The 26,705-nt window shown below is 32.7% G+C and carries 27 protein-coding genes and 2 pseudogenes; 18 read left to right on the forward strand and 11 right to left on the reverse strand.

Annotated elements, in window-relative coordinates; translation table 11 throughout:
* Nucleotides 1–234 precede the first annotated feature (234 nt).
* On the forward strand, nucleotides 235–795 hold the full coding sequence (locus RCG20_RS15075; RefSeq protein WP_308180931.1) for a DUF2538 family protein: 561 nt from the start codon (nucleotides 235–237) through the stop codon (nucleotides 793–795).
* 108 nt (nucleotides 796–903) lie between these two features.
* Here the strand turns inward: RCG20_RS15075 and RCG20_RS15080 are convergent, their stop codons facing one another.
* Nucleotides 904–1,140 (reverse strand): hypothetical protein, encoded by a 237-nt coding sequence (locus RCG20_RS15080; protein WP_308180932.1) that lies wholly within the window; start codon nucleotides 1,138–1,140, stop codon nucleotides 904–906.
* Nucleotides 1,140–2,093, reverse strand: coding sequence for a site-specific integrase (locus tag RCG20_RS15085; RefSeq protein ID WP_308180933.1), 954 nt, complete (start codon nucleotides 2,091–2,093; stop codon nucleotides 1,140–1,142). The genes RCG20_RS15080 and RCG20_RS15085 overlap by 1 nt, the downstream gene beginning before the upstream one ends.
* Before the next feature lie 1,422 nt (nucleotides 2,094–3,515).
* Here RCG20_RS15085 and RCG20_RS15090 point away from each other — a divergent pair.
* A complete protein-coding gene (locus RCG20_RS15090) occupies nucleotides 3,516–4,934 on the forward strand; it encodes a WG repeat-containing protein (RefSeq protein WP_308180934.1) in 1,419 nt (472 codons plus the stop codon).
* A 208-nt stretch (nucleotides 4,935–5,142) separates the two neighbouring features.
* The gene (locus tag RCG20_RS15095) at nucleotides 5,143–5,793 is read left to right on the forward strand and encodes a type I restriction endonuclease subunit R, EcoR124 family (protein WP_308180935.1); all 651 of its coding nucleotides are present in this window, start codon (nucleotides 5,143–5,145) and stop codon (nucleotides 5,791–5,793) included.
* A 97-nt stretch (nucleotides 5,794–5,890) separates the two neighbouring features.
* Here the strand turns inward: RCG20_RS15095 and RCG20_RS15100 are convergent, their stop codons facing one another.
* From RCG20_RS15100 to RCG20_RS15115, 4 genes are read right to left on the reverse strand one after another with little or no spacing between them, the layout of a single operon-like run.
* The gene (locus RCG20_RS15100; protein WP_308180936.1) at nucleotides 5,891–6,082 is read right to left on the reverse strand and encodes a hypothetical protein; all 192 of its coding nucleotides are present in this window, start codon (nucleotides 6,080–6,082) and stop codon (nucleotides 5,891–5,893) included.
* A gap of 26 nt (nucleotides 6,083–6,108) precedes the next feature.
* The gene (locus RCG20_RS15105; protein ID WP_308180937.1) at nucleotides 6,109–6,306 is read right to left on the reverse strand and encodes a hypothetical protein; all 198 of its coding nucleotides are present in this window, start codon (nucleotides 6,304–6,306) and stop codon (nucleotides 6,109–6,111) included.
* Nucleotides 6,296–6,469, reverse strand: a complete 174-nt coding sequence (locus tag RCG20_RS15110) for a hypothetical protein (protein ID WP_308180938.1) — start codon at nucleotides 6,467–6,469, stop codon at nucleotides 6,296–6,298. Before RCG20_RS15110 ends, RCG20_RS15105 begins: the two co-directional genes overlap by 11 nt.
* Nucleotides 6,470–6,485: 16 nt before the next feature.
* Entirely contained in the window at nucleotides 6,486–6,656 is a 171-nt protein-coding gene (locus tag RCG20_RS15115; protein WP_308180939.1) for a hypothetical protein, read from the reverse strand.
* A 607-nt stretch (nucleotides 6,657–7,263) separates the two neighbouring features.
* Here RCG20_RS15115 and RCG20_RS15120 point away from each other — a divergent pair.
* Nucleotides 7,264–7,428 carry a hypothetical protein gene (locus RCG20_RS15120; RefSeq protein ID WP_308180940.1) on the forward strand — a complete coding sequence of 55 codons (165 nt, stop codon included), beginning with the start codon at nucleotides 7,264–7,266 and terminating at the stop codon, nucleotides 7,426–7,428.
* A gap of 116 nt (nucleotides 7,429–7,544) precedes the next feature.
* Here the strand turns inward: RCG20_RS15120 and RCG20_RS15125 are convergent, their stop codons facing one another.
* Entirely contained in the window at nucleotides 7,545–7,904 is a 360-nt protein-coding gene (locus RCG20_RS15125) for a hypothetical protein (RefSeq protein ID WP_308180941.1), read from the reverse strand.
* Between the two features lie 120 nt (nucleotides 7,905–8,024).
* Here RCG20_RS15125 and RCG20_RS15130 point away from each other — a divergent pair, with 120 nt between their 5' ends.
* The 5 genes from RCG20_RS15130 (at nucleotide 8,025) to RCG20_RS21775 (ending at nucleotide 10,879) form a co-directional block, all read left to right on the forward strand.
* The gene (locus RCG20_RS15130; protein WP_308180942.1) at nucleotides 8,025–8,354 is read left to right on the forward strand and encodes a YolD-like family protein; all 330 of its coding nucleotides are present in this window, start codon (nucleotides 8,025–8,027) and stop codon (nucleotides 8,352–8,354) included.
* 155 nt (nucleotides 8,355–8,509) lie between these two features.
* Nucleotides 8,510–8,842, forward strand: coding sequence for a hypothetical protein (locus tag RCG20_RS15135; RefSeq protein ID WP_308180943.1), 333 nt, complete (start codon nucleotides 8,510–8,512; stop codon nucleotides 8,840–8,842).
* A gap of 478 nt (nucleotides 8,843–9,320) precedes the next feature.
* The gene (locus RCG20_RS15140) at nucleotides 9,321–9,494 is read left to right on the forward strand and encodes a hypothetical protein (RefSeq protein ID WP_308180944.1); all 174 of its coding nucleotides are present in this window, start codon (nucleotides 9,321–9,323) and stop codon (nucleotides 9,492–9,494) included.
* A 223-nt stretch (nucleotides 9,495–9,717) separates the two neighbouring features.
* Nucleotides 9,718–10,284 (forward strand): recombinase family protein, encoded by a 567-nt coding sequence (locus tag RCG20_RS15145; protein WP_308180945.1) that lies wholly within the window; start codon nucleotides 9,718–9,720, stop codon nucleotides 10,282–10,284.
* A 385-nt stretch (nucleotides 10,285–10,669) separates the two neighbouring features.
* Entirely contained in the window at nucleotides 10,670–10,879 is a 210-nt protein-coding gene (locus RCG20_RS21775; protein WP_374120479.1) for a YolD-like family protein, read from the forward strand.
* Between the two features lie 73 nt (nucleotides 10,880–10,952).
* Here RCG20_RS21775 and RCG20_RS15150 read toward each other — a convergent pair whose 3' ends face one another.
* Nucleotides 10,953–11,138: a hypothetical protein gene (locus RCG20_RS15150; RefSeq protein ID WP_308180946.1), complete on the reverse strand. Its 186-nt coding sequence runs from the start codon at nucleotides 11,136–11,138 to the stop codon at nucleotides 10,953–10,955.
* Between the two features lie 685 nt (nucleotides 11,139–11,823).
* Between RCG20_RS15150 and RCG20_RS15155 the strand changes: the two genes are divergently transcribed.
* From RCG20_RS15155 to RCG20_RS15200, 9 genes and pseudogenes are all read left to right on the forward strand, one after another.
* Nucleotides 11,824–12,375 carry a hypothetical protein gene (locus RCG20_RS15155; RefSeq protein WP_308180947.1) on the forward strand — a complete coding sequence of 184 codons (552 nt, stop codon included), beginning with the start codon at nucleotides 11,824–11,826 and terminating at the stop codon, nucleotides 12,373–12,375.
* Between the two features lie 11 nt (nucleotides 12,376–12,386).
* Nucleotides 12,387–13,106, forward strand: coding sequence for a hypothetical protein (locus RCG20_RS15160; protein WP_308180948.1), 720 nt, complete (start codon nucleotides 12,387–12,389; stop codon nucleotides 13,104–13,106).
* A gap of 15 nt (nucleotides 13,107–13,121) precedes the next feature.
* Nucleotides 13,122–14,168 carry a hypothetical protein gene (locus RCG20_RS15165; protein ID WP_308180949.1) on the forward strand — a complete coding sequence of 349 codons (1,047 nt, stop codon included), beginning with the start codon at nucleotides 13,122–13,124 and terminating at the stop codon, nucleotides 14,166–14,168.
* Between the two features lie 746 nt (nucleotides 14,169–14,914).
* Nucleotides 14,915–15,694, forward strand: a complete 780-nt coding sequence (locus RCG20_RS15170; protein ID WP_308180950.1) for a hypothetical protein — start codon at nucleotides 14,915–14,917, stop codon at nucleotides 15,692–15,694.
* 612 nt (nucleotides 15,695–16,306) lie between these two features.
* Complete coding sequence (locus RCG20_RS15175) at nucleotides 16,307–17,830, forward strand: hypothetical protein (protein WP_308180951.1); 1,524 nt, start codon at nucleotides 16,307–16,309, stop codon at nucleotides 17,828–17,830.
* Between the two features lie 162 nt (nucleotides 17,831–17,992).
* Nucleotides 17,993–18,507: pseudogene (locus RCG20_RS21780) on the forward strand (site-specific integrase).
* A gap of 654 nt (nucleotides 18,508–19,161) precedes the next feature.
* Nucleotides 19,162–19,646, forward strand: a pseudogene (gene radC / locus RCG20_RS15190) (DNA repair protein RadC).
* A 343-nt stretch (nucleotides 19,647–19,989) separates the two neighbouring features.
* Entirely contained in the window at nucleotides 19,990–21,060 is a 1,071-nt protein-coding gene (locus tag RCG20_RS15195) for a DNA adenine methylase (RefSeq protein ID WP_308180954.1), read from the forward strand.
* Nucleotides 21,038–22,078: a DNA methyltransferase gene (locus RCG20_RS15200; protein ID WP_308180955.1), complete on the forward strand. Its 1,041-nt coding sequence runs from the start codon at nucleotides 21,038–21,040 to the stop codon at nucleotides 22,076–22,078. The genes RCG20_RS15195 and RCG20_RS15200 overlap by 23 nt, the downstream gene beginning before the upstream one ends.
* Before the next feature lie 44 nt (nucleotides 22,079–22,122).
* Here RCG20_RS15200 and RCG20_RS15205 read toward each other — a convergent pair.
* From RCG20_RS15205 to RCG20_RS15215, 3 genes are all read right to left on the reverse strand, one after another.
* Nucleotides 22,123–23,471 (reverse strand): IS3 family transposase gene (locus RCG20_RS15205; RefSeq protein ID WP_308180956.1). Its coding sequence is split into 2 segments (ribosomal slippage): nucleotides 22,123–23,015 and nucleotides 23,015–23,471, totalling 1,350 coding nucleotides; the frame shifts between segments, so codons are not numbered across the junction.
* 56 nt (nucleotides 23,472–23,527) lie between these two features.
* The gene (locus tag RCG20_RS15210; RefSeq protein WP_308180957.1) at nucleotides 23,528–25,330 is read right to left on the reverse strand and encodes a DUF2357 domain-containing protein; all 1,803 of its coding nucleotides are present in this window, start codon (nucleotides 25,328–25,330) and stop codon (nucleotides 23,528–23,530) included.
* Nucleotides 25,330–26,694 (reverse strand): McrB family protein, encoded by a 1,365-nt coding sequence (locus tag RCG20_RS15215; protein ID WP_308180958.1) that lies wholly within the window; start codon nucleotides 26,692–26,694, stop codon nucleotides 25,330–25,332. The genes RCG20_RS15210 and RCG20_RS15215 overlap by 1 nt, the downstream gene beginning before the upstream one ends.
* Nucleotides 26,695–26,705: the final 11 nt, after the last annotated feature.

Consider the following 26,705-nt stretch of genomic DNA (forward strand, 5'->3'; position numbering starts at 1 on the left):
AGTTACAAGAGTTACAAAAGTTACAGAAAGCAAAACCTATATAAACAAAACACCGCATAAGAATCACATATAAGGTATGTCTCAGATTGTAACTATTGTAACTTTGTAACCAAAGATGAATTTCATTAAAATGAAGGACTTTTTCGAGGCCAAACTTCATTAAAAAATGTAACTTGTTACAAAATTCTTGTAACACAACTTTAGGAAAGTTGAGAATTTAGGAGAGTGATAGAAATGTATTTCTTTAACAATGAACATGAAGAAAACTATAAACGTTTATTATTGAAATTCCCTAAAGCTGAATCTGATAGAGAGTACCAGGTTGCAGTCTATTGTGTAGCTTTTCCTAATATATATGGTGTAATTAATGGGGAAACTGGGAGGTACCCTTTTATTTGGATGCGTAGAGGTAAAGAGGTTGAATATACAGAAGTTGATGACAATGGAGAGGAATACTCAGTCTGGGATATTAAGTATCAAGATGGTGATTGCGATGGTAAAGGAAATCCCAAATTGAGTGATCTTTATCTTCAGTTAAATGACATTGATCGATTGTTAGTTCAAATTGGCGAAGGCCTGTACAATGGTAATAGTACACCAATTCTTTATGATATTGCCGTAGTTTTTAGTCATCAAAATAGATACTGGAAGTTGTTCGATCAAATGATTCAAATACGGAGAGGTGATATAGAGAAAGCTATTGAAAAGGAAATTGAGTTTGAGAAACAGTTTGAGATAATGCGAAAAAGCAGAAAAAAAATTAACGGGTTTACTCAAGAGGTTCAAAACAGCTAATAGCAGTCAAATTGTATAAAAAACACATGGATATCACAATTGATATTTCACAGTTAAAGGCTTAGAGAATATTCTCTAAGCCTTTTAACTGTACAGTTCCTGTCATTTTTAGAAGTCCATCGGTTTTTGAACTTGCACCAAGAAACCCTTAAACTTATTACTCCAGACAACACTCTCAAACTTATATCCTTTTTGAACATTTGATAGGATCTCTTCTTTAAGATAATCTCGTATTTTTTCAATTGGTGCATTGTGATCAATACCACCATCTACAACAAAAACAAAGAAATGACGACCAGCCAAAAAGCCTTGTCTAACACAATCACCAACAGTATATTTTTTCATTACATTTTACCTCCTAAATAAATATAGATTACATCGGCTCGATTATGACCGACCTCTTTTGTAACAATTTGAGCAGCTTGCTCTCTAGTGAAGCCCTTATCGATTTCCTGTTTTACTCGATCTTGAATGTAGTTATATCGCAAACCATGTAACGTCAGATTATTCGTATAAGCCTTTTCTTGATGTCTGTCGGTCCAAGTACGTTGTAATCTACCACTTAAAGTTTCTACTTTCTCTCTATGGTTCTGATTGAATTGTTCAATGCGATCAATAGCATGATGTGATTTTTCATTTGTACGAACAAACAACTTACCACCTCTAGGTGTACTAGCAACTCTGCTTTCTAATACTTGACGACCTTCTGGAGACAATTTAACGTCTCTCTCTCGTCCGTTTTTTGCTTCTTTACCAATATGGTATATTCCACACCTTAACGCTTCTTCTGCTTGAAAACGGCCTCCTAATGCTGCCTCAGCTACTCTCATTCCCATCGTTCGAGCCATTACGGAAACATCATGATAATCTTTAGCTGCTTGCGAACCAACTTCTCTCGTAACCTCTTGCATTCTGGAGAATTCTTCATTTGTCCAGCCACGATCTCCTTTAATTGTTTGAACTTTTGGTATCGTAAACTTATATTCTTGTTGTAATGTTTTATTATCGCTTATCTTATACTTTGTTTGTGGTGCATTATCATGCATATATCTTATTGCAGATAGATTATCTTTTATCGTTTTCGGTTTAAAATCATATGCTTGTAAATGTTTTGCATATGCAGCTACGTGTTTATCTTGTAAATTTTTTAAACTTTGTAATTTGAACTCCTGTGAGATCCATTTAGCAGCTCTCATTACATTCCCTTTATATTTTGCTCTTGTTCCGTATGAACTAGCTCTCGTATGCTTAAAAACCTTTTGAACTTGTTGTTCTAAACTCGATAAACCTTTACTCATAACTCATTCCCCCTTTTCAATATTAGAAAAGTGCATACTTCACCCTCTGGCATCTGTGGGTATCTTCCTTGTATCTTCTAAAGATCAATTGCGAAAAAGCCTTATCTGATGGTAGATTGTTCATTTCCCCTAGCACTTTCTCTTTGGTGTTCGTTCCTCACAAACAACAAAGAGAAAGTGCTAACCCCATCGACCATATGAAGTTGTGGTTATGAGTAATAGTAGAAGCAACCTTAACAGGTACAGCATAAGCTGACGCTCCAAGTAAGCATAATCCCCTAGGACTGGCACACAAGCCAAGCTCACAGTAGCTCTCGCAAGAGCAAATATCCGAGGTGAAGTTCATTCAACAGATTCTCACCACTCCCAATCTGTTGCCAGAAACACATCTGGAATCCAAGGTGACGTTCCGACACAAAAACGGTATTTTTCGAAGCCCCGATTGGCGTTCGGCTGTATCGTTGCCTGCATACGATTTTCACCAACCCGACAAGATCAACCGACCCCGCCAGATTTCACACAAAAGGAAATGAATTTCAGTTCCCCAAGCCGATCACCTTTTTTAAAGCGATAGACTTTCACACAAATGGAAAGGAACTCTTGAAGGCGATTCTTTTATTTTTATTCGGAAAGAGTTTATACTGTCTTACCAGTGTCATAGCCCCCGAATTTGACTATCTTCTCGCCAAAACCAAACATTCTTAAAATAACTTTATATATATAAAAAAGCGACCTACTGGAAGATTGAAAGTGTAACTTTACACTTTATTCAATCGACCAGTGGTCGCTTTGTATTTTAGTATTTTCCACTTCCGCAAAGGAAGTAGCCGTTTTTAAAATTAAAATATTTTATATAATAAGTATATCAACTCTAATACCTTCGTGCAATCACAAACAAAGAAATTGAAATGTTAGAAGATGAAAATTTATAAAGTTGAAAGAACAAACGAAAGGAAAATGTAAAAGATAAAGAACTTAATAATCTAATATAAAATAATAGGTCTTTGGATCATAGGATAGTCTATTTTAAACTAGTCTATTTTGGACTATATAACTTAGTGGATATAATTGCATTAATATTTAACATTCCTGAATAAAAAAAGATTTTTTGAGTGAGGGACAAGGGACACGTGGATAGGTTCCTTGTCCCACTTATATTTTCTTCGATTAAATTATTCTGTTATTTTTCTAACATTTCTGTATTAGTTAAAGCTTCATAAAATTCCAAGATAAACTGAGCCCCATTTAATGTTTTGGAAGGGAACAGCCAAAATGCACAGAAGAGTATTTGTACATATTAGTAAATTTGTTATACTAAAATGGATTACAATAATATTTTCCTAATTTGGTAGAGGTTAGTTGAAGTTACAAATCCCTTTTAGGATGTTCAAATTATTTATTTTACATACGGGGGTATTCATTTTGAGAAGACCAAAGATATTTACTATTTTATTAACTATTCTATTATTTGTTAGTTCAATTGTTTTGACTTTTTCACCAAGCATTGTTTCTGCTAATGGGACTAATTCAATGACATCTAATCAACCATATGCCATTGAACCTCAATATATAAATGCGTTCAGTTTTTCAGAAGGCCTAGCTTGGGTTCAAAATGAGGATGGGTGGGGTGTAATCGATACTACTGGAAAATGGGCCATCACCCCTCCGATTGCTAGCAATTTATTATCAGATCAATCTCTTTCTTTTCAGAATGGCTTTGCTTGGGTAGAATTTTCCGACGGGTATACGCCTATCAACAAGGAAGGTAAATTTATTACGAAAAAAAGGTACAAGATCTATAGTGATTTTAGTGATGGTTTAGCTGCTGTCCCGGATTCTAAAGGTAAATGGGGTTTTATTGATGAAACTGGTAAAGAGGTTGTAAAGGCAAAATATGATGAAGTTGGGAATTTTAAGGATGGACTAGCTTTTGTTAAAAGTTCTAATAAGCTCGGCTTAATTAACAAAACTGGTAAAGAAATTATAAAGCCTCAATATGATAGAATTGAGTATTTTCATGAAGGTCTTGCAGTGGTTGAAAAGAACGAGAAGTATGGTTATATTAATAAATCAGGTAAGGTTGTTCTTAATTTAATTTATAATTTTGGATCTGATTTTAATAAAGGATATGCGACTGTCTATTTAAAAGATAAAAGATATTATATCAATGGCAGCGGAAAAAAAATTACGGATAAATATATAGATGGGGTAGCTACTTTTTCTAAAAATTATCTTTGGGGCTTGAAGAATAAAAGTGGAAAAGTTCTTGTCAAACCTATATATAACTGGATTGAAGATTTCCAAGAAGGGATTGCTATAGTAACTCAGGGGGGGAATTATGGTCTTATAGATAAAAGTGGAAAGGTCATCGTTAAACCTCAATATAGTAGTATTGATGCATTCAAGGAAGGTTTAGCAATTGTAGATGTAGCTTCAAAAAGTAAACATAACTATGGAGTCATATCTAAGGCAGGCAAGGTGCTTGTAAATCCTCAATATGATTATATTACATCTTTTGATAATGGTGTCGCTGTGATTGAAAAGAATAATAAATGCGGATTAATTGATAAAACTGGTAAGGTAATTGTCAAACCACAATACGATTTTATGGATGATTTCCATGAAGGATTAGCAAGGGTGGAGCAAAGTGGTAAGAATGGCTTTATTGATAAAACTGGTAAGGAAGTAATCAAACCACAATATGAAACGGTTGTAATCGGACCTCCTTCAAATAGTGGTATACAACAAGCTATTTCGGGAGCAGGAGCTTCCTCAAATGGCTTAATTAGTGTATATATTGATGGAAACTTTGGGTTTATTCGTAATCCGTTAATGAAATAGGGGGAAGTTCGATAACTTTAAATATTGGCTGATTTCACTAAAATGTAATAGTGCTGAACCCAATTCTAACCATTTTGTAAGGAATATTATCGTCTACATCTTGGTGTGTAATAGAGAGAACAAGATTTAATTCCTTTAAGGCTTTACTTGGAATCAGTCAACTTATGAGTTTAGTCATGGTAGTGGCAAACCAAAGACTAAAGTTAAAATGAAACTGGATGAAAGCACCTATTTGGTTCTTGCGATTCGTTATAAGGAGCTGTTCAGCGGTAGCGGTGTAGGTGGCGGCGATGATGTTCCGTTCGAGATTGATGGTTACCTAACTGAGATTGATACTGGAAAAATCGACTCGGACTATATGAACTCACGCTTTGAAAAGTTTCTTAAAATCCTTACACAAGATGATGTAGATAAAGCTGAAATACGGAAGACGCTTGATGATTTGCATAAGTCATTCGCCATGTTGACACAGGAAGAGCAAAAGTATGCAAGCATCTTCCTTCACGATGTAGAAAGTGGAAATGCCAGGATGGAAAATGGTAAAACTTTCAGGGATTATATCACTGAATATCAATTCAAGGCAAAGAATGACCAGATCCAACGTATTTCACGAGTCTTGGGGGTGGATGAAAAGAAACTCCGCATTCTTTTGGTTGCAAATGTAACAGAGGCAAGCATCAATGAGTTCGGTCGCTTCGATGATTTGAAGGCCTCCGTAGATAAAGCCAAGGCAAAGGAATATTTCGAAAAACTGGAAAACGCAAAAATACTACCATTTAAGATCAACATAAGAATACACAATTTGCTTCAGGAGTTCATTCTAAAAGGTGGGTTTGATATCGAAGAGCCGAAGGAATAAAGGCGGTTGGATTGTTGCTGTAAGAGGAAAAAGCATAAATCTATACCTATCAACTAACAAAATACCCGCTCCATTCCTAAACCAGAAAAGGAGCGGGTTAAAAATCTAACTCATCCACTCCGAATATCTCCCCAAAGTATCTATTGTATAGTAACTCTAAAATTTCTGCCCGTTCTTGGTTGTCTAATCTTTCGATAACCATTTCGATAATCTCAAAAACCTGTATAGGGCTAACATATTCTGAAAGTTCAGTGATGCGTCTATAAGTGCTAAGATTAAATACAGTCAACTTTTTCCCCACCCCGAAAATTTTTTTTAGGCTAGCCCTCTTCGTTCCAATTCTCTGTCCACTGCAGCAAGTAAGATATTAGAGGCTTGTCTGTATAATCGCTTATATTCGTGACCACTTAAATCGTGATGGAGTTCTGCCTGTAAGAGTCTTACTTTCGATTCAAGAAAGACTAGTTTTTCCTCCGTAGTCAGTAAGTCTTTGATTATACGTTTATCTTCCATTCTCTTCCCGCTCCTTCCGTTCCTTTTTTAATATTTGTATATAGTTACTGATAGGAGTTGTATCCACTTCGCCCGGTTTGCTCGGTACAACATAATGCCAACCATATTCCTCGTCCACAATTCGGTCTATTTCTTTCCAACGTTTGTCCTTTTTATATTCCAATACCCGCTCCACTTTCCTAAAAATCTATAGCCTTTTTAATTCGTAGTACATCTTTCAATTCTAAACCAGTATGCTCAGCAACTTCCTCTACTGAATTTTCTTTACTTAATAAACGAATGGCTTCAAAAAGGGATTGAATAATTTTTTCGTCACGTTCCTTTTGAAATTTAGAAAATGGATCTTTCACTGACTACCCTCCCAAAAGGTTTTTCCAGCCCCGTATTTTTTGGAATGACTAGGAGGGTGGAGTTTCGGGGGGCGTTCCCCCCTGTATCCCCCTAGCGTTTAAAAAAGGGCATTTGACCCGCTCCTTGTTCCAAACTATTCAAGTACACTTCTAAGATAGGGGAACACATGTTCATAATTCCATTATAATCCAGAACTATTCGTGAATCCAGTTTTCTTTTACACTTTCTTTTTCCCCTTCTGATAACTTGACTGCTACCGTAACGAACTAACTACTAAAAAATAAGATACAGACCCGTCCCTTTTTAAGTTCAGGTAGAATTCCTACCTATTCTTGTAAGTACAGCCTTTGATTTTGAACACAGAGAAGCGGGTTGTATTTATTTTCATAATCATAAACTCTCCCTGCAGAAGAAGTAAAAAATTATTGGATGATTTTGTAAAAATACTGGATAGTTGAAGAAAAGACCAATATAATTAAAAAATAAGGAACGTATGTTTTTGTTTTTTGTTTCTTCTTTTGGAAGTATGTTTGTAACTAGCAACTAAATGAATGAATTGCTCACAAAAATAGAATCATGTTCTTTTTTATTGTGGAGGTTAGGTAAATGAGTAAAATAAACGATAAAAAGGTAATTGATATCAATAAATATCCAAGGACGATTAAGTTCAAAAGTAGTAAGGAAATATTTGATGAGAGAAGAAAAAGAAGAGAAAAACTAATCGCTGAAACATTACTGATAATAGAGGCGATAAGAAATAGAAGTAAATAAAGGGCATTCGGATTTATGGTGGAAAATGGTTTATAAGTCACTCTTCTCAAAAATCTTTATAAGTGTGTAACACTTCTATTTGTGGAACCAAAATAGAGAACTGCTTCGAAAGCTATCTATAAATCAAAAAGTGATAACTTGTTGTTGTCTTGACGCTTCATATTTAAATATGCTTGCAAATCGGCATTTACATCTTGTTGTATATAGATTTCTTTTGCTGTTGTATGCAACACGTTACTCACATCTTCTGTGCGTTCTTCATCTAACGAAAATGAATAACTTTGAACAACCTTTTTGGCATTTTCACGTTCTAATAGGGAGGAAAAGTCGTTTACTCTTTTTGCTATTACTAATGCCAATTTTGCTGTACGTTTTCTGTAACTTGTGCCACCATCGGATTGAAAAGAAAATTCTTTCTCTAATGCAGAAAGTAGAATCTTCAAATATCGTTGATTTTCTACCTGATTATTATTCAAGTGAACACCTCCTGTTTTCCGCTGTCTTTATTATATCCCTCTTTCCTTTAAATGTCAGGTAACTCATGCAAGTTCAAGTCAGGATTACTACAATCAAATGAGAAGCAGGGTGGTGGAATTATGTTAAAAGATCGAGGCAGAAAGAAGTGGCAAGGGTTTTTCATGCCAGAACATATTTCTATGTTAAAACGAATGGATAGAGACTCGCTAAAACAGCCCAGGCCGGAGCTGGATCCACTACAAATCGAAGAGATGGAACAGTTATTGCTAAAGAGTGTAGAGAATCATTCCCGTCTAATAGTGACAACCTGGAGTGATGGATTCTTTAATAAAAGGGTTGGAGTTGTTAAGAAACTAAATCCTGTTGAAAAGAAGATTACTTTTATTGATGAATTGGATTGTACATTTAATCTTTCTTTTTATTCAATTACAAACGTTGAAAAATTGTAGAACATCAGAATAGCTGCTCCTACCAAGTTTTTTATTTTTGAAGATGATGTAATGAAAAAGATCCCATATATGCAACATAATTATGGAAAATAGATAATGGTGGTAGACATGTTGGACAAATATATACGTATATCCTTAAAACAGGGGGCCCTAAGGTGAATGAATTTGGAGATTTAATCAAAGCCTTACAGCATAACAATGCTTACGACACATTTTATAAAGAAAATAAGGCAGCCATAAACGAAAAATTTAATAGTCTATTCTCAATTATTCAAGAAGGATTTTCTGTGGGCTTTGAAGCTGGGAGAGGAGCGGGTTATTCAGCAGGAGTAATTGATACAAATGTTAAAATGTTATTCAGACTAGTTGACGAAACAAATTTAAGTGATGAAGAGATATTGACTGTTTTAGATAAGCAAGGAGAAGATATTTTCATCGAAAAATTGGGGGAATTAAGAAATACGATTAAAGTGAAGAGAGACGAATGATTAATGATATCTTCCATAGTATCTTCTTGTAGTATTGCAGCCTTAAAAAGCAAAGAGGTGTGATTCTTGATAGGTCCGTATTTAGAAGGGGAATTTTGTAAAGGTTTCACTGTAAAATTGGACAAGCTTCGAGAAAATCCAGAAATGTGGGAGAAACATATAAAAATATTACAAAATTACAAAATCTCAACAATAGTGACTTACAACGAACTCCGAGATATTTTTGGACAAGAGTTAGCTGACCATCTCATTTACGATTGTTTGTTTTGCTGGTTAGAACTTTAAGGGGTGTGAAAAAGTTGAAAAACATCAGTTTTTTTCAATTTGACTATTAAAAAAGCATTTCGCTAGTAGAAAATGCTTTTTTCGACTTGAAAATCAGTTAGTTCGCTTTCATGCATTTTTTGCTTGAATGATACTCGTAGCAGCGTTTTTACATTGAAAATTTGTTTGGTCTTTAACCATAGGGGGAATTAGGGTGTTTGAGATTACTGTAAGACTTAAAAATGATTGGATAGACTTAACAGGCGTTCCAGATGTTGAACTATTTAAGGCTTTATCTAATTGGTCAAGTGGAGAAGATGACATTATTGAAATTAAAGGCTTCTCTTTCAAAGCTGATGAAATAGTGAATATTCAAATTAGCAGATAGAGAACTGAACGAACAGAAAGTAAACTTTAAAAAATAAACGCAAGGTAACTCACCTTGTGTTTTCTTGTTTTAAAATTTTTTAAATTAATTGTTTATTATTAGGAGATTTTTCATGCCTTTCGGTGTCATAACTTAAAAGTATTGATACCGAAAAATAAAAGCAGTAAAATAAGGGTGTTGACAAGTGTCATAAATTAGGGTCAAAAATAAGGAGTGAAAAGCTATGAAATATGCATATGCTAGGGTATCTACCTTACACCAGGATTTGGAAGTGCAATTGCAAGCACTAGAAAAGGAAGGCTGTGACAAAATTTACTCGGATAAGTTTACTGGAACTAAAACTGATCGACCACAATTTAGCATTTTGCTACAAGAATTAAAACCAGGTGATACATTAGTAGTTACAAAGTTAGATCGATTTGCTAGAACGACAGCAGATGGAATAAATACTATTAAAGGACTATTTGAAAAGGGAATCAAAGTTCATGTATTGAACATGGGGCTTGTAGAGGATACACCAACAGGGAGGCTAATATTGAGTGTAATGTTAGCGTTTGCAGAGTTTGAAAGAGATATGATTGTTGAACGGACACAAGAGGGAAAAGCAATAGCTAAACAAAAGGGTAACTTTAAAGAAGGAAGGCCACGGAAATTCAAGCGAGCACAGGTTGAACATGCTTTAAAGCTTCTGGAGACAAATTCCTACAAACAGGTCGAGGAGATAACTGGTATTAGCAAAAGTACGCTGATAAGGGCGAAAAAACGTGAAGGGAAACTCCAACTAGGATAGTTGAGAATTGTGCAAGTGTTTGTCGGCCGTAATGGTCGATTTTTTTATTTGCGAATAAATTAGTTTGAGAAACTGAGTTTTTTCATTAAATAGAAAATCCGTAAAGGATTGTTAAAGTTAAATAAAGTTGTCATTACGACCAGTACTTTTACCAAACAATTTTTGTCGAGGATGCTGTCTTTAACACCCATCATAGTTGTTTTTTTGTATTAATGGAGAATGTATGTTTGTGTATAATAAATATGAGGTGATTTTAATGGTAATTCGTGATCGCGGTAAAAAGAAATGGCAGTTCGCGTTTGGTATGCCGGAGTTGATAAAGGCGCAGCAGGATATATAGAATGATACCGAGCGGATAAATAGGCCAATTATCGATGAATATGAGGTGGAAGAATTCGACCAACGGATAGCTTACGCAATAGAATATAATCTTCTGGTTAAGGTAATTTTTTGGTCTGACAGTTTCACTTCTGATATTACCGGACGCGTCCATTTCGTCAATTCAATAAATTATCAACTCCGGATAGAGAGTGAGACTGGCGAATTCCATCGGATATCTTTCAAAGATGTTGTAGGAATCGCTGTTTTAGCTTAAGAGGATAGTACTGATCTATACAATGGAATTAAAAAGCTGCTAAGCAGTCATACCGTTAATACCGGGCATACCTTCAGCAAGAAAGATCGATATCGCTAACCTTTATGTCGAAATTATCCATATATTCTACGACATTTAGTATTCGTTTGATCGAATACTCTTTATCCGATAAGTCGTCTGCAATAAGTTCACCAGCTAAATCGAGTAGATTAACTTTAATACGTGCTATTGTTAGCTTTGCTTCAAGTAATTCATTCATGTAACCGCCTCCCGTTAATTTTAAAAATTAAAATTCTTATGCCCGTCGCTATTCGATAGGGTTCTTTTTTTGTTCATACAAATTTTCTTCGTATACCTCGAGCAAATCGGTAAGCTACGACGCTTTATCTGCTGAGGGATAGGTATTACTACCTATCAAATTAGATAACGTATTTTTACTTATATCCAATTCTTTAATAATAAATTCTCTTTTTGATTTATACATGAAAATAAAATGCAATTATGTTGCTTTGTTAATGATTTAAATTTCCATCTTATGTAACGAAAATTGTAAAAAGTTGCACTTAAAATACGGATAAAGTTATTTAGCCTTTTGGATATTTGTGGTAACATCACTTTTAAAAGGGTGAGATAGATTAAATTGAGAAAATACTTTTGGAGTTGCCTCCATTATTATCTTTGTTTTAACTCTTTTGATTATGAAATTTTTTGTAGAAGGAAAAGTAAGGGGTGATAAAGGAAGCGGAATTCTAATGATTGGCGTAGGACTTTCAATTTTATCCTGTAATATATACCAGAATTAGAGTTTCACACAGTTTATAAAATCAATTAAAGGAATTCATAATTTAGTGCTAGGTTGGAGGTGACATTTTATTTACTGTGGATTAATATATAAAATATAAGGGAATACTATAATTTAGACTTTTGATAAAAGAGGTGATACTATGATGCAATTAAAATTATTTGAATTGTTTGATACAGATAAAACACTAAAAGAATTGAATATTTTATTTGGGGAGCAATCTGTTATTAAATTTTCAAATAGCATCATTGGCATTACATACGATTATAGTACTAATAATTATATTAAGGTTTTGCAAAAAGTTAAAGATTTAAACATGAGACAAGTTATTGTTACATCTTCGGTATTCTTGAACGTAATTGATTATTCCGTAAAACATGACCTGTTTATAAACGATTTAAAATTTATTTACCCGATCTCAAAGGAAAAGATTTCGTATGTAGATAAATATATAGAATTAATTAATTCAACTTCAGGACTTGAAAAAGATTCTTATAAAACAAAATTGTTAAAAGAAATTGACTGGATTATTTCTGATAAATCCATTGATATTAAGAATATTACTATCCAAATGCAAAATGATGATTCACCAATCTACTATAACTTCGAACTTTATAATAATGGTGTTTTATTAATTGACGATGACTCAATTTTGATGAGTGCAACTAATCTTATGAATAATATCTTGTCTTAAGGAAAATAAAAATGCTTATTAAATCACTAGTAGAATGGCGTAAAAAAGCAATATCAAAAATCACAATATTTACTCCAGCCATAACCATATTTATAGTTTATTTTACTGGGATAAATTTTGCTGATATTATTTCGAAGTTTTCCCAACCACTTGCTAATGAACTTCTTTCAAAACCAACTTTAAGTTTTACCATTAATTCAGCATTTGTAGTGGTATTAATTAGTCTTCTTATTGAAGGACTAAAATATCCAGGGGAATTTATTGTAGAAGTGAAAAATAACAGTCGTAAAAGTGATAGTTATTTTGATATAAGGGCTGGTCATAATCCTGTCACAGTCCATATGGACTGTAAATTTAATTTTAAAAACCAACTAATTCATTTGATAATAAGTTGTTTAGGGGGTATAAAATTAAATTGTTCATTTCCACACTGGGTTGATTATGTTATAGAAAATAAGAAGGATCTTAAATTAGATGCGTTAAAAGAAGAAAAAAATGAGTTTAATCTTAATATTGGACAAGCTCTTCAAAAGAATACCATTGAATTACCACTTTATATTAAACTTTCAATTCTTTCAAAATCATTTGAAAAAAATGAGGGGTCAATTATTCCTACTTTTGAACTCGTTTCTGAGTCGAAATTTAAGAAATTCATCCTTTACTCTGTAATGTTTCTATTTTTTGATATAAAAACAACGAATTATAAGGTTGAATCGAGAAGTGACATTTAATAATTGAGGTGAAAAATGAATTTTTCTATATTTGAATTTCACAGCTATACTTCTCTCGAAGAATTTCGAGAAACTTTGAGAAATAATTCTAGGGTTCCAAGAACTGTTAGAGAATGGGATAATGATACGTTGCTTTCTGAAGTAAAGGCAGCAGATGGATTTCATATTTATGAACATGAAACACTCCAAATAGAAGGTCAGACAATCCAGTATCTATTTTTTGATGTTTATACTGAACGTAAAAAAAATCCGGACCAATGGTATGAACCTGATGGTGTAACTTTAAAGGAGAGAGAAGATAGAATAAATCCATATATCTCAAACATGTTAACATTTCAATATGAGGATAAGGTTTATGCAATTGTCTTTTCTGGTATAAATAGAGCTAAGTCTTTTTTAAGGGATATCTTTATAAGTGAAGTTTGGGGTAATGTTGATCCAGTACCTTTTAGGATATCCGAAGATTTACTTTATTGGATTTTTAAACGTTACATTGATACTACAAGAGAGTCTTTGTCTCAGAACCATCAAGTATTTGTAACTGCTTTAGAAAGTTATATGGGAAAAACTCGTGATAACGTTAATGCAATGCGTGGAGAAGGAAGTAGAATTTCCACCATTTTAGGTACATTAGCTTTTCTGTTCAATAATGAAAATGAAAACTTAAAAGCTATTCGCCCCGCAATTCAATATGGTAATGAGAAAGTATTAATTGAACTTGGGCTTACTGGTACATTCAAAACGTGGTCGAAATCTTACAGAGGTCAATTGTTTAGAACCTTGAATGGTCAAAGAAAAGAAAATGCTATTGCAATATTCATTTTCGCAAAAATTATTCCTTTATTAATTGAATGTTATGAAGAAAACATACATCATAATCGATGGTCACCTCAGTTGAAAATTGATTTTATTAAAAGATTAGGAACAATGATTAGAGAAGAAGTAGATTCGGTTCTGGAAAGATTAGAGCAAGAAAATACACACCAAGATAATGATGATATTGATATTTTAGATGAGGAAGATTTTGATTTAGAAATTGATGATGAAGAAGAAGGAATTTAAAGCTTCTACTAAATGATTACTTTTAAAGCGCCCTATATAGGCGCTTTTATTATTGAAATAAAGATTATAATATTGAGACTCATGCTAACAATTTGTTATATCTGTCTAAGAGATGAACATAATTTATGGATGTAAAAAGAGCCAAAATACACAAGTAGTGTATAAAAACTTACATATTAATGGCTCTTTTATTTTATTCCTTATTGTGTTAAAGCCCCCTTTAGTTATATAAGAAATAAAAAAGTAACACTCAAAAAGATGTATTAATAGGATTGAATTAATCTGTTAATATAGTAAAATAGTACCAAATAGGCAATTGGTTTACCTGATGAAAGTAGGTGGACATCTACTTTCAGTTAGTTGCTGGTATGATGTTAGTTTTGGCAGTTTTGATGTACATATTTTTCATACCAATTATAGGACCAATATTGTTATTTCTCATAGTAGGGTTTATGATTGCTCCTAATCTTACTAAGACAATTCTTTCATTTATTTTCTATCCAATTGATTATTTTTACCAAAAAGTAAAGGGAAAGTAATTAAAACATAAAAAGATAGAAAACTAAATTTAAATTATAAAAAATAGGTAAACCAATTGTTAAAAAATTATTTGAATTTTTCCATTTTATTGTTAAAATAATCTGCCCAGTTAGTGCAGTAGGTATCGCTTCAAAAAGATGAATAAATATTATTATTTATGCAGGTTTGTCCCTAAGTAAAAAACGAGAGAGAAAGGAGGAAGCAAATTGTCTATATTTGCATTAGATATTGCTGAACAAGTTTATACTTGTAAAGTATGTCCTCACGCAAATACATTTGAAAGAATATATTATCAACAGAGATCCACTCCACATATTGCTTTTATATTGCAAAACCCAGGCTCACCAAATAAAAAGGACAAAGAACAATTAGACAAAATTAAAAATGAATCATCAGAGTTCAAGGCTAGTTTTCATACAAAAGGGTTGAAGAATTGGCTATTAGATAATGGAAAAGGTAATACAGAATATTTTTATAAGTTTTTCCGACTTCTCTATAAAAGTAAATTGATAGAAACTGCGATTAGTGAAATTGACGATTTTAGAGACTATGTTAATAATGACAATTTGTTTAATGATGTTTATTTTACAGATGCGGTAAAATGTGTAGGTAAAACAAAGGATATGGATAAACTTGTAGATGTATTTGATAATTGCGTGAACAGTTATTTAGTAAAAGAATTTTCTCTATTAGAGAACTTAGAATATATATTTGTCTTTAGTACAAGAGGATGGAATGCTTTTAGAAATATTTTTAATGAGTATGAATGTGTTTCGAATCCTAGTTTAGATAATTTTACAGTTGCTCAATCACATGGTTATGTTTTTAATGTAAATATATCCAATGAGCATGAAAGAATAGTAAAGGCTATACCTTTAACGCATATGAGTAAAACAAATAGGAATAATACCCTTCGTGATTCATATTTTGATTACTTAGAAGAGGGATTGAACTATATATATTCACTAAATCAGACAGCAAAATAGGCTGACTTTTTTGTTTTAAGTGTTTTTCCTCTGAACAACTAATAAAACTAAGTCATTGTTACGTAGAACAACGATACTATTCAATAAAAAATGATATCTCACGATCTTGCGATTGCGGAAGACCATAAGCCTAATTCCTCGGTAAAAAATAAGGAGGAATAGGCTTTTTTATTTCTAAATCCTTAATGTTTTGCTGTTGGTAAACCGCGCGCCGTTATAAGGTGGTGAATATCATGGCAATTGGTGGTAAAAAAATATGGCAGAGAGGGTACATTCTTATGGCTGTTATCATGTAGTTAAGGAATATTTAAGATAGGTTTATAAATGCTAAATTAAGAATGTTATATTAATAGTCTATTATAGACTAGTTTTATAAGGATAATCTTACTAAAAGATAGACTATTTTAGACTATTTTAGACTACTTTAGACTACTATAGACTACTTTAGACTACTTCAGACTACTTTAGACTACAATGGATGATCTAAAATAGTCTAGATTCGCTAATTCATTTAGAAGTTTTAAAAAAATTAATAATTTTATAGTTTATCAAGTATAAGTTTTAATTTTTTGCGTAAAACTAGTAAAAACCTTTGATAGAAGGGCTGGTTTTATGCGAAAAAGAAGGAAATGGAACGAGGAAAAGATTAAAGAAGTTTTATTAAATCTTTATCATGAGGGGAAACTTACCATTTCATATTTGTATATGCAATATGGTGGAATGGTGAGAGCTATAGTAGAGGATTATGGGTCTCTAGAAGTGGTTTTTGGTAAGTTAGGAATCCCTTTTGAAGACATTTATAAATTGGAGCATTGGCCTGCAGAAAGAGTTCTCCAGGATTTAATAAGTCTTCATAAGCAAGGTGTTTTGACTCCTATCTATCTTAGAGAAAATCATTTGAAGTTACTATATGGATGCAAGGCACGATTCGGTTCTTTGGAAAATGCCTTAAAAGAATGTGGCATATCATATGAAGAAATTAGATTGAATAATATATGGACCAAAGATAAAGTTGATAGTTCATTGTTAGAGCTTGATTCACAAGGGGTGTTAACACCTATTTATGTAAGAAATCATGGTGATGGCCTTTTAGGTGGCTGTAAAAGGTTTTATGGTTCTCTTGAAAATGCTGTAGAGGCAAACGGTATTTCTTATCAAGACATATTACAGAGGGAAAGTTGGGATAAACAAAAGGTTACTGTTATCTTAAGGGACATGAATAATGAAGGTCACTCTCTGCAAAGTCTTCACTTAAAGATTAATTATCCTGAGATTCATGCTGCCTGTGTTAGATTATTTGGTTCCTTTATAAATGCAATAACGTCAGCAGGTTTTACAATTGATGAGATATATGGAACTGAAAGATGGGATAAAAAGAAAATTCTCTTAAACCTACAGGAACTTGGCGTTGAAGGGATACTTAAAACTAAAAATTTTGCCCTTGAGTTTAGACCTTTATATAAAGCTTGTTATAGGGAATTTGGTTCGTTTATAAATGCTTGTGAAGCAGCTGGTCTACCTTCTAGAAGAATTAAAGAAAGTAGACCGTATATGGATAAAAAAACCTGGGAAGCGGATGAAGTAATTAATAATTTATATGAATGGTTTTATGTAAAAGGTAAAACTCAAAGAGAACTATTCACCGAAAATAGTAAATTGGAGAAAGCTGCAAGAGATCACTTCGGTACTTTACGTAAAGCACTCAATGAAATAGACGTAGACTATGAACAAAGGTGGCGAAAGAATGTTAGAAGTGCAGGTATTAGGTTTGAAAATATTGTGGAAAAAGTTTTAGGAGAGTTAAACTATCCAATCGTTTTAAGAAATAAACTTATAAATGTTAAAGGCACATTAATAAAACCTGATTTTGTTTTAGAGGGAAATATTTATATTGATGCGAAGATTTCTGCTTGGACACAATCGATAGAAGATACAATAAACAAATATAAAGACTACTGTAAGGAATTATGGATAGTATATTGGTATAGTGAAAGGAAAAGTTTTGATGGTGTTCAGTTTAAGTCTATAGAGGAATTTATCGAAATGTTACCAGAAGAAAAAAAGTATTTTTATCATGAAGAATTAAATGATCTTGAAGTGTGGCTTAATGAAAGTGTTATCAATAAAAGAGAATAGGGCTTGAATTGAAAATTGTTTTTTTAAAAAATATATTCAAGCCCTTCATAATCTTAGGATGTTAAATTTAACATTAATTTAACGCAATCCAATAAAAAGTCGTAAAAAATTTTTCTCACCTTAGCATACTCAGGACTAAGAGTTGGAGAATTGTGTGCATTAATGTGGAAAGATCTTTCTTTTAAAGATTACACAGTCAGTGTTACAAAGACATATTATAATCCCCGTAACATTATAAGGGAGTACCATCTTTTACCACCTAAAACTAAAACATCTAAAAGGATCATAGAACTTGATCCTATTGTATTAAAAGAACTGGAAAGACTTAAAGCAAGGCAGAACGAACTTAAAATGCTAAACCGTAATATCTATTATGATAAAGATTTTGTGTTTGCTAAAACTGGTAACCATCTTGGATATCCAGAACTTATTAAGACAATACAGAATCGGATGACCCGTCTATTAAAGTTATCAGGACTAATCCTGCATTGACACCTCACTCACTACGTCATACACATACATCTTTACTTGCAGAAGCTGGAGTAGGCATACACGAAATAATGGAACGTTTGGGGCATATTGAAGACGATATTACGAAGAGAGTATATCTACATGTTACAAAGACAATGAAGACAGAAGCCTCTAAGAAATTTGGAGAGTTAATGAGGAACCTATAAACTACTTATTGGAAAGTTAGGGGGGTGTTAAAAACAGAAAAACTGTGACCTTCTGTCTAGTAACAGAAGGTCACAGTTTTTTACTTTGTTATGGTGGCGCATAGCGGGATTGAACCTTTGGTCCTCCACGCTGCCAGGGTAGTAGCTACTATTTCTCCTAGTGTCCCTTAGTTTTCTAAAGACTATATATATTAATGTTTTTTAGTAACAGATATGAATTATATTACCTCCTGTTATTTCTAATTTTCCAAAGTGCATGACCAATATGTGACCAATAAAAATATGACTCAGGGCCTAGTCAATTGTAGATATTTATAACCTACAGAATTAATATCTAGCAAACTTTCATGAAATGGTAATATAAATAATAATAATTATATATTATTTATTGGACACCTATGAGCTATAGGTAGTCCTTATTAGCCAAGAGTTGAGCTAATCAGACCTACAAAAGGAATGTCATCAACTTTCGTGCTAGTCTGATATGACGTTTTGATATGCAGGACGAATCACAATTCCACATTTCGAAGAAAATCTAGAATTATTCTTGGTGATAAAGAGGACGAATCTTCAATTGAAGATTCGTCCTCTTTTAATTTATTAAAAATAGTAAGGGGGAAACAATTTATGAATAACTACTCATTGTCACAAAACATGCAAATGGAGTTACTTGGTGAAAGTTTAATATTAAAACAGCCATCCAAAAGAGTAAATATTGTAAGTCTTAAACTTGTAAAGGAAAACAGTTTTCATTATCCAGAAAGAAATGTTAAATCACCAGAAGATGCGTATAAACTATTTAAGCAATTTTTAGTCGATGTAGACCGTGAATATTTTATTGTTGTTTGCTTAGATACAAAGAATCAACCGACTGCTATAAACATTTGTCACATAGGAAGTTTAAATGCTAGTATAGTGCATCCAAGGGAAGTTCTGAAGCCTGCAATACTATCAAATTCAGCTTCAATAATCGTGGCACATAACCCCATCCTAGCAATGATCCAACACCAAGCCGTGAAGATATTGAGGTTACAAAAAGACTAGCAGAAGCAGGGAAAATAATTGGCATTGAGGTATTAGACCATCTTGTTGTTTGTTCTGATAAATTTATATCTCTTAAAGAGAAGGGGTATGTTTGATATTACCAAATTTTTATTCTTAAAGGAAAGGAACTGGTATGGCTTTAAATATTTAAAGCCATACCAGTTATTTAAGTGGAGATGTAAATGTGTAAGTTTTTTTTGTTTGATATAATTAACACTTAACTAGGAACTGATGTTCCTGTATAATAACTAGTAGGATATCACAATTTATTTCTGGGATTGATAACCATTGACTGTATATGGATAGACGTAGACTTCAATCCAATGTATCATTATAATTTATAAAGTATTTATAAAAAATATAAAAATTAAAGTGTATCCTTAAGGAATTACATGTCGGGGTGCACCTTTTTATTTTCTTTAAAGTGGAGTGGGTTAAATGCGTTATATTGGATCAAAGGAGAAACTACTTAACTTCATTTATGACTTTATTGAATCAAAGGTGGATAGAGGATCAGACACACTTACTTTTGCTGATTTATTTACAGGGACGGCAACTGTGTCAAAGTTTTTTAGAAATAAAGGATATAAAGTAATTGCAAACGATATATTAACAGTTTGTGTTATATGGGCTAAGGCAGCTTTAGCATCAAATAGTCAAATAACCTTTAATAAGTTAGCAAATTCAAAAGAAATTAGAAAACAAGAGTTCACTAATTTATTTCCAAAAAATATAGATTTGGTTCTAAACCATTTAAATAGTCTTAAAGGTAAAGAAGGGTTTATTTATACAGAATACTCTCCAGAAGGTACTAATAATAGGATGTACCTTACTGGTGAAAATGCATCTAAGATTGATGCTATTAGAAATCAGATAAAATTATGGAAAGCATCTAATTTAATTAATGAATCAGAAGAGGCACTATTAATTGCATCACTTTTATTGGCAACAAATAGGGTAGCTAATATTGCTGGAACGTATGGTGCCTTTTTAAAAAAATGGGATAAAAGAGCATTTAATCCTATTAAATTAGAGTTGATAGACACCCCTACTAATGATAATTTAGATCATATTGTGATTCAACAAGAAGTACAGCAGATTTCAGAGAGTATAGTTGCTGATGTAGTTTATCTTGATCCACCATACAATTTCCGACAGTACGGTGCTTACTATCATGTATTAGAAACTATTGCTGTGGGTGACTCCCCAATTGTAACTGGTAAAACGGGGTTAAGACCTTGGCAGGAAAAAAAGTCCGACTTCTGTTATAAAGGTAAAGCAGCTATTGCTCTTAAAGAAGTGATAAATAAATTAAAAATTAACCATATTTTTTTAAGCTATAATGCTGATGGAATATTAGAACATGAAGAGATTTTAGAAATTTTAAGGGAAAAAGGAACTGTGGAATTTAAGGATATATCGTTCCAAAGGTATAAAAGCAATAATGGTGGTAGTGGGGAACTAAAAGTAAAGGAGCGGTTATATTATGTCAAAAGTAAATCAAAATAAGGAATTAGACTTGGAAATTGTCGAAGATAAAGAAAACATTATAGAAGGTGAAGATAAAGATCTCGAAGAGCAAGATCAAAGCACAAATATTCTTCCTTTCTGGAGAGAAGAAAAAAGTAAAGGTAGGAAGAAGAAAAAGGAAATGGGGGTTAATGGTGTAGACCTTGGTGAAAGAGGGATTTATGATAAAAGAAATAAATTAAATGACCTTACTGGGAGAGAGTGGACATTTTTTCTAAATAGTGTCCTAGTGAAAGCTTATCCGCCAAGAGTAAAGGAAGGGGTTGGATTTGACCTAAGGAAAATTCATCCTTCACCTAAACCTCCTCAGTTAATGAAGGATATCATATCATTCTTCACTAAAGGTGATCAGTGGATTCTAGACCCTTTCGTTGGAGTAGGTGGAAGTCTTTTGGGTGGCTCATTGTGTGACACTCCTAGACATGGAGTTGGGATAGATTTAAATCACTTATACCTAAATGCTTATAAAACCGTATGTGAAACCGATAGTATACCTTTAGAACACACAATACATGGGGACTCAAAAGAAGTACTTTCAAACCCCCACCCTTTATTAGATAGAAAATTTCAGATGATAATAACAGATCCTCCTTACGCAGATATGATGAATAAAAAAAAGACAGGTCAGAAATTAAAGTTTTATGGGAAAGATGAACCTTCGCCATATACAAATGATGAACGTGATCTTGGAAATCAGGAATATGATCAATTTTTGATTCAGTTTAAAGATATTATGGAGTTGGCAGTAAAAAAATTAGAAGTAGGAAAATATGCAGTGGTCTTCTGTAAAGACTTTCAACCAAAACCCGACAAACCCAATATACTACATGCAGACATTATTAATTCATTAAGTACAATACCAGGCTTAGTATATAGAGGAATGAAAATTTGGTATGATCAGGCAAATGACCTTTTCCCTTTTGGCTATCCGTATGCATTTGTGATGCATCAAATGCATCAATATATACTTATTTTTAGAAAAGAGGAAGAAAAATAAAGGCACCTATATTTGATCTGAACCCAAAAAGTTAGACACGAATTTTAAGCAGCTTCCTGGGCAAGAGTTCGGTATTGAACCGGACTCTTGCCTTTTAATTTTGCCTTAATTCGTTTGTGATTGTAATAATGGATATAATCCTCTAATTCTCGTTTAAAATGCTCCATACTCTCAAATTCTCTAAGATAGAGTAATTCACTTTTTAATAAGCCAAAGAAATTCTCTATGACTGCGTTATCTAAACAATTACCTTTACGCGACATGCTTTGTATAATCCCTTGCTCTTTTAAGGCGTGTTGATACTGTTTCATCTGATAATGCCATCCCTGATCTGAGTGAAGGATAGGGGAATCGCCATCTTTTAATTGTTTAAATGCCTTATCTAACATATTTGAAACCAATGGATAAACAGGACGTTTTTCAAGATGGTACGAAATAATTTCTCCGTTATAAAGGTCCAGAATCGGCGATAAATAGAGCTTTTCACCATATAAATGGAATTCCGTCACATCTGTTACCCACTTCTCATTTGGCTTCGTAGATTGGAAATTACGCTCTAAAATATTAGGTGCGATTTTTCCTACTTTTCCACAGTATGAGCGATACTTTTTCATACGAACAAGACACTTTAAACCTATTTCATTCATTAGGCGACGGACTGTTTTATGATTTAGTACAAACCCCCGATTACGTAATTCCAATGTAATACGCCTATAACCATAACGGCCTTGGTGTTCATCAAAAATCTGTTGGATAACCTCTTTTAATTCACTATATTTGTCTGGTTGATTCATTTGTTTTACCCAGTAATAATACGTACTACGTGGGATTTCAGCGACTTTTACCAGGTCAATTACCTTAAATTCTTGCCTTAATTCATAGATTACTTTCGCTTTGTCCTGTTCTGAGACTTTTCCTTTTCTTGAATTAAGGCATGTAACTTTTTTAAGTATGCATTCTCCATGCGTAAACGTTCATTTTCAGCTAATAATGGATCTTGTGATCCTTTTATTGGTTGTGGTTTCTTTGTATCTTTTTTCATAAATGGACGCCCTCTCTCCTTAGGTTTCAGAGCGTCTATTCCATTCTCATTAAAAGCCTTTTCCCATTTTAGAACGGTTGAAGGAGCTGGAATATTAAATATAGCAGCTGTTTTTCTATGAGACGTCCCTGTATCTCTCATATAATTTAGTACGTCAATTTTAAACTCTAAAGAGTAATCTGTATACTTTGGGATTAAGCCTTTCATACCATGTAATTCATATAAGCTAACCCATTTCATAATAAATAGATAATCAATTCCTGATTCCTTCTCCAACGTTCTATAGGATTTAAAATCTTCAAGATATCCTTTTACGACAGCTAATTTTATTTCTAACGAATATTTCGCCATAAAAAATTGCACCTCCAATTGTTAGTCGTGTCTAACAATTGGGGTGCAGTTCATATTTAGGTGCTTTTTCTTTTATAATGAGTGATTAATTTTTTTATGAAACGGGTAAAAGTATCTCTTTGCTTATCTTTAAACTCACTATTACTACTTGGGTAAAGAGGTATTGCACCTATTGATGGTACTATATCCTTTCTCTCTCTCCATAATTCTATAGATTGTTCCACACTTGGTAATATTACATATGATCCCTTAACAACCCTTATAGCATCTTTATAAGCATGCATAGTCATAAGGTCAACTCGTTTGGCTATTCTCGCGTCTGTTAAGTTTCCCAGATTAGTATCGTCTAAATCATCCTTAGAGTAAGTAAATAGTTCATTGAGTTTATTTAACTTATACTTTGCATCAAATACAACTGATCCTAAAAGGTTATCTCCTTTATAGATATTTAACAAAAAATCTGGGTCCATCCTCATTGAATATGAACTTAGAGGATCATCATTTTTGGAGTGCTGTAATTTATGTTGGTATAAGAGTTCTAAATTAAAAGAATAAAACTCAGTTGATATTCTCTTAATAAATCTCTTTCCACTACCGAATTCAACATTAAACCCGCCAGTTGACATAGACTTTAAAATCTCTAACAATTCAGTCAGAACCCAAGCCTCATATAAATCGTAAATTGGTTTAACTTGCTTATGAAATAATATGTTGAAAAATTCATCCCATTGTAGTGATTCTGACATTAATAACTGTTCAAAAAAGGTATAGAAATCACTATACCCTGGTACCCTTCTAATCGCTAAGTTACCTGTCTCAACATATGGAATACTTTTAACCTCTTGTAGAATATAGTGCGAAAGCATTTCATTAACAATTGACAATAGTCTAAAGGACTCTAACCCGACAATTGTTTTTTTTGTGTATTGGACTATAAGCTCATTTAGAATTAATGAAACTTCCTCTAATAAGTACTTTATAAATCTATTTTCAGTTGTATCATACGATAGATGAGTGTGATATTCATTTAGAATGAGCGGTAAGGAATTTTGGGAAACAGATAAGAGAGAAGCTGAAGGATCAGTTTCAATCCAATAAGGACTATTTAACATTGATATAATAGTTCTATGATCGAATGAAGAAACTTCACCAATTGTTACCTCTTTAAAAGTTTCTTGTAATTTTGTAATTGGAGCGTTTACGATTTCCTCAAAAGAGCTAAGAAGTTTCAAATCAGAAAATGCAGCTCTTATGAAGAAAAACTTACTAAGCATGCTCTTTTCTGAATCGAATGTGTTTTCTACATTTAAACTTATTGTGCTCTTACTACTCCAAAGCACATCGGAACAAATGTTATTAATATTATCAATCATCGTTTTATAATCAGACAGATAATCAATTTTTGCTGCTCTTATTTCAATAGGTAGGTTTAAAGCATCTTCAAAATTCCAAAAAATGCCAATTGAGTCTTTACCAACGAATGATTCCCAATTTATTTTTGCATAGGCTAGGTTATTTAAGTATCTTACTTTCCCTTGTAATGGGCTAGCCGAAAAATTATGAAGACGAGGCAATAATGTAAGATTTGAAAGGTTATCGTGTTCAACCTCAATTGTGTAGGTGTTATTTTCCAAAAATTTGAGATCCTCCATTAAAGATTCGGTTGAATATATAATGGGACTTTGAGAATAAAGTGATTTATCTAAACATTTTTCACAATCTAAAATAATTTTATGGGACCCTTTGTTAATTGTTATTGTTTCCATAGCTGTATATTCAAATTGTTTTGAGGACTCAATTGTAATTTTTAAGCATGAGTTTACTACTACTACCTTATTAACTAAATAAAACTCTTCCATTAGATAAAACTCCCATAGTTTGAATTGTCCTTTACTAGAGAGTTAAATACTCTGGAAATAGAGTGTGCAGTTCTAGGAAATCTATAAATGGATTTATTAAAAGGTTGAAGTTCAATCCCCTGTAGGTCATTAGGCACATTTCCATTTAGAATGTCAGTATAATGACCATCATTAAAGATAGAATGACAAAAATATAGTATGTTTCTAAGTAAAGGTTCTAAAACTCTCCTTTGCCCATGTAATCTTGGTAATACCTTTAATAAGATAGCACTATCAAGTAAATAAAGTAATGAATTATCATCAAAAGTGATATGACTGTTATCCCAGAGCTCTTTTCCATTACCTACAAATTGAATTAAACGATTCGTAGTTCTATAACTAAATCTAAATGGAGAGTTTGTTAATAAACCACCTAAATGTGTAATTGTTTTTTGCAAAATAACTTGATTTAAAGTTCCGTCACCCAATATAGCTGATTCATTTCTACTAGATATAAAAAGATGACCGTGAGTAAAATCATTTACGTTAAAATTTAAACTAGAATATAGAGTAGGTGTAGTTGGTGGAGTTGTTGCACCAGTTAGATACGCAACATATTCTTCAGCAGTTGCACCATTCATTTCAATAGCATGTGATCGATCAATTACTTTTGGACTAAATCTATATGTAGATTCATCTATATTTACTGTGCCGATTACGTAAAGGTTAGGCGGTATAAGAATATTTTCAGGAACAAAGTATTTTCTTTCTGAAGTTGGAGAAACATAAACATAGTAATCATCAGGAAAACTGTTCATTTCTAAAACTGCATTTAATTTATCGTTAGAGTCGGAGTAGTTTTTTGAAATAACCCTAGACCCAGCATTGTGTAAACTGATAGTCTCAGTTTCATATAAGCCAGTCACTGGAGAATACCTTCTACTTTCAAGGGCACTTAAGAAATCAGAAAAGTAATGTTCTGCTTTGGCAAGATTCATTTCGTCCAATATTAAAAAGAAAGGTTCAGTGGGTTCTTGTATAGCATTTAACACTAGCTGTAATACTGGAGTAATAGAATACACACCTAGTAATGGATTGTAATATCCAAGTATGCCTTTGTTATCTAGCCAATCTGGTCGAACAGATACAAATGCATACCTATGTTTTTCTATACTAGGGGTAGGTGTTGGGATTCCAGTAACTGTTACAGGATGGGCGGGTGTAACCAAATATTCTGTAAAATATTGGGCTAATTTAGTTTTACCACTACCTGATATTCCTGTGAAAATAGTGAGTGGAGATGTTTTAAGTGATAAATATAGATCAATGACATTATCATCATTGAATAAAAACCCTGTTCGTTGTAAATGTGATTGTAAGCTCATTTAATTTTGTC

This window comes from Neobacillus sp. PS3-40 (genome assembly GCF_030915485.1).
Taxonomy (GTDB): Bacteria; Bacillota; Bacilli; order Bacillales; family Cytobacillaceae; genus JAUZPL01.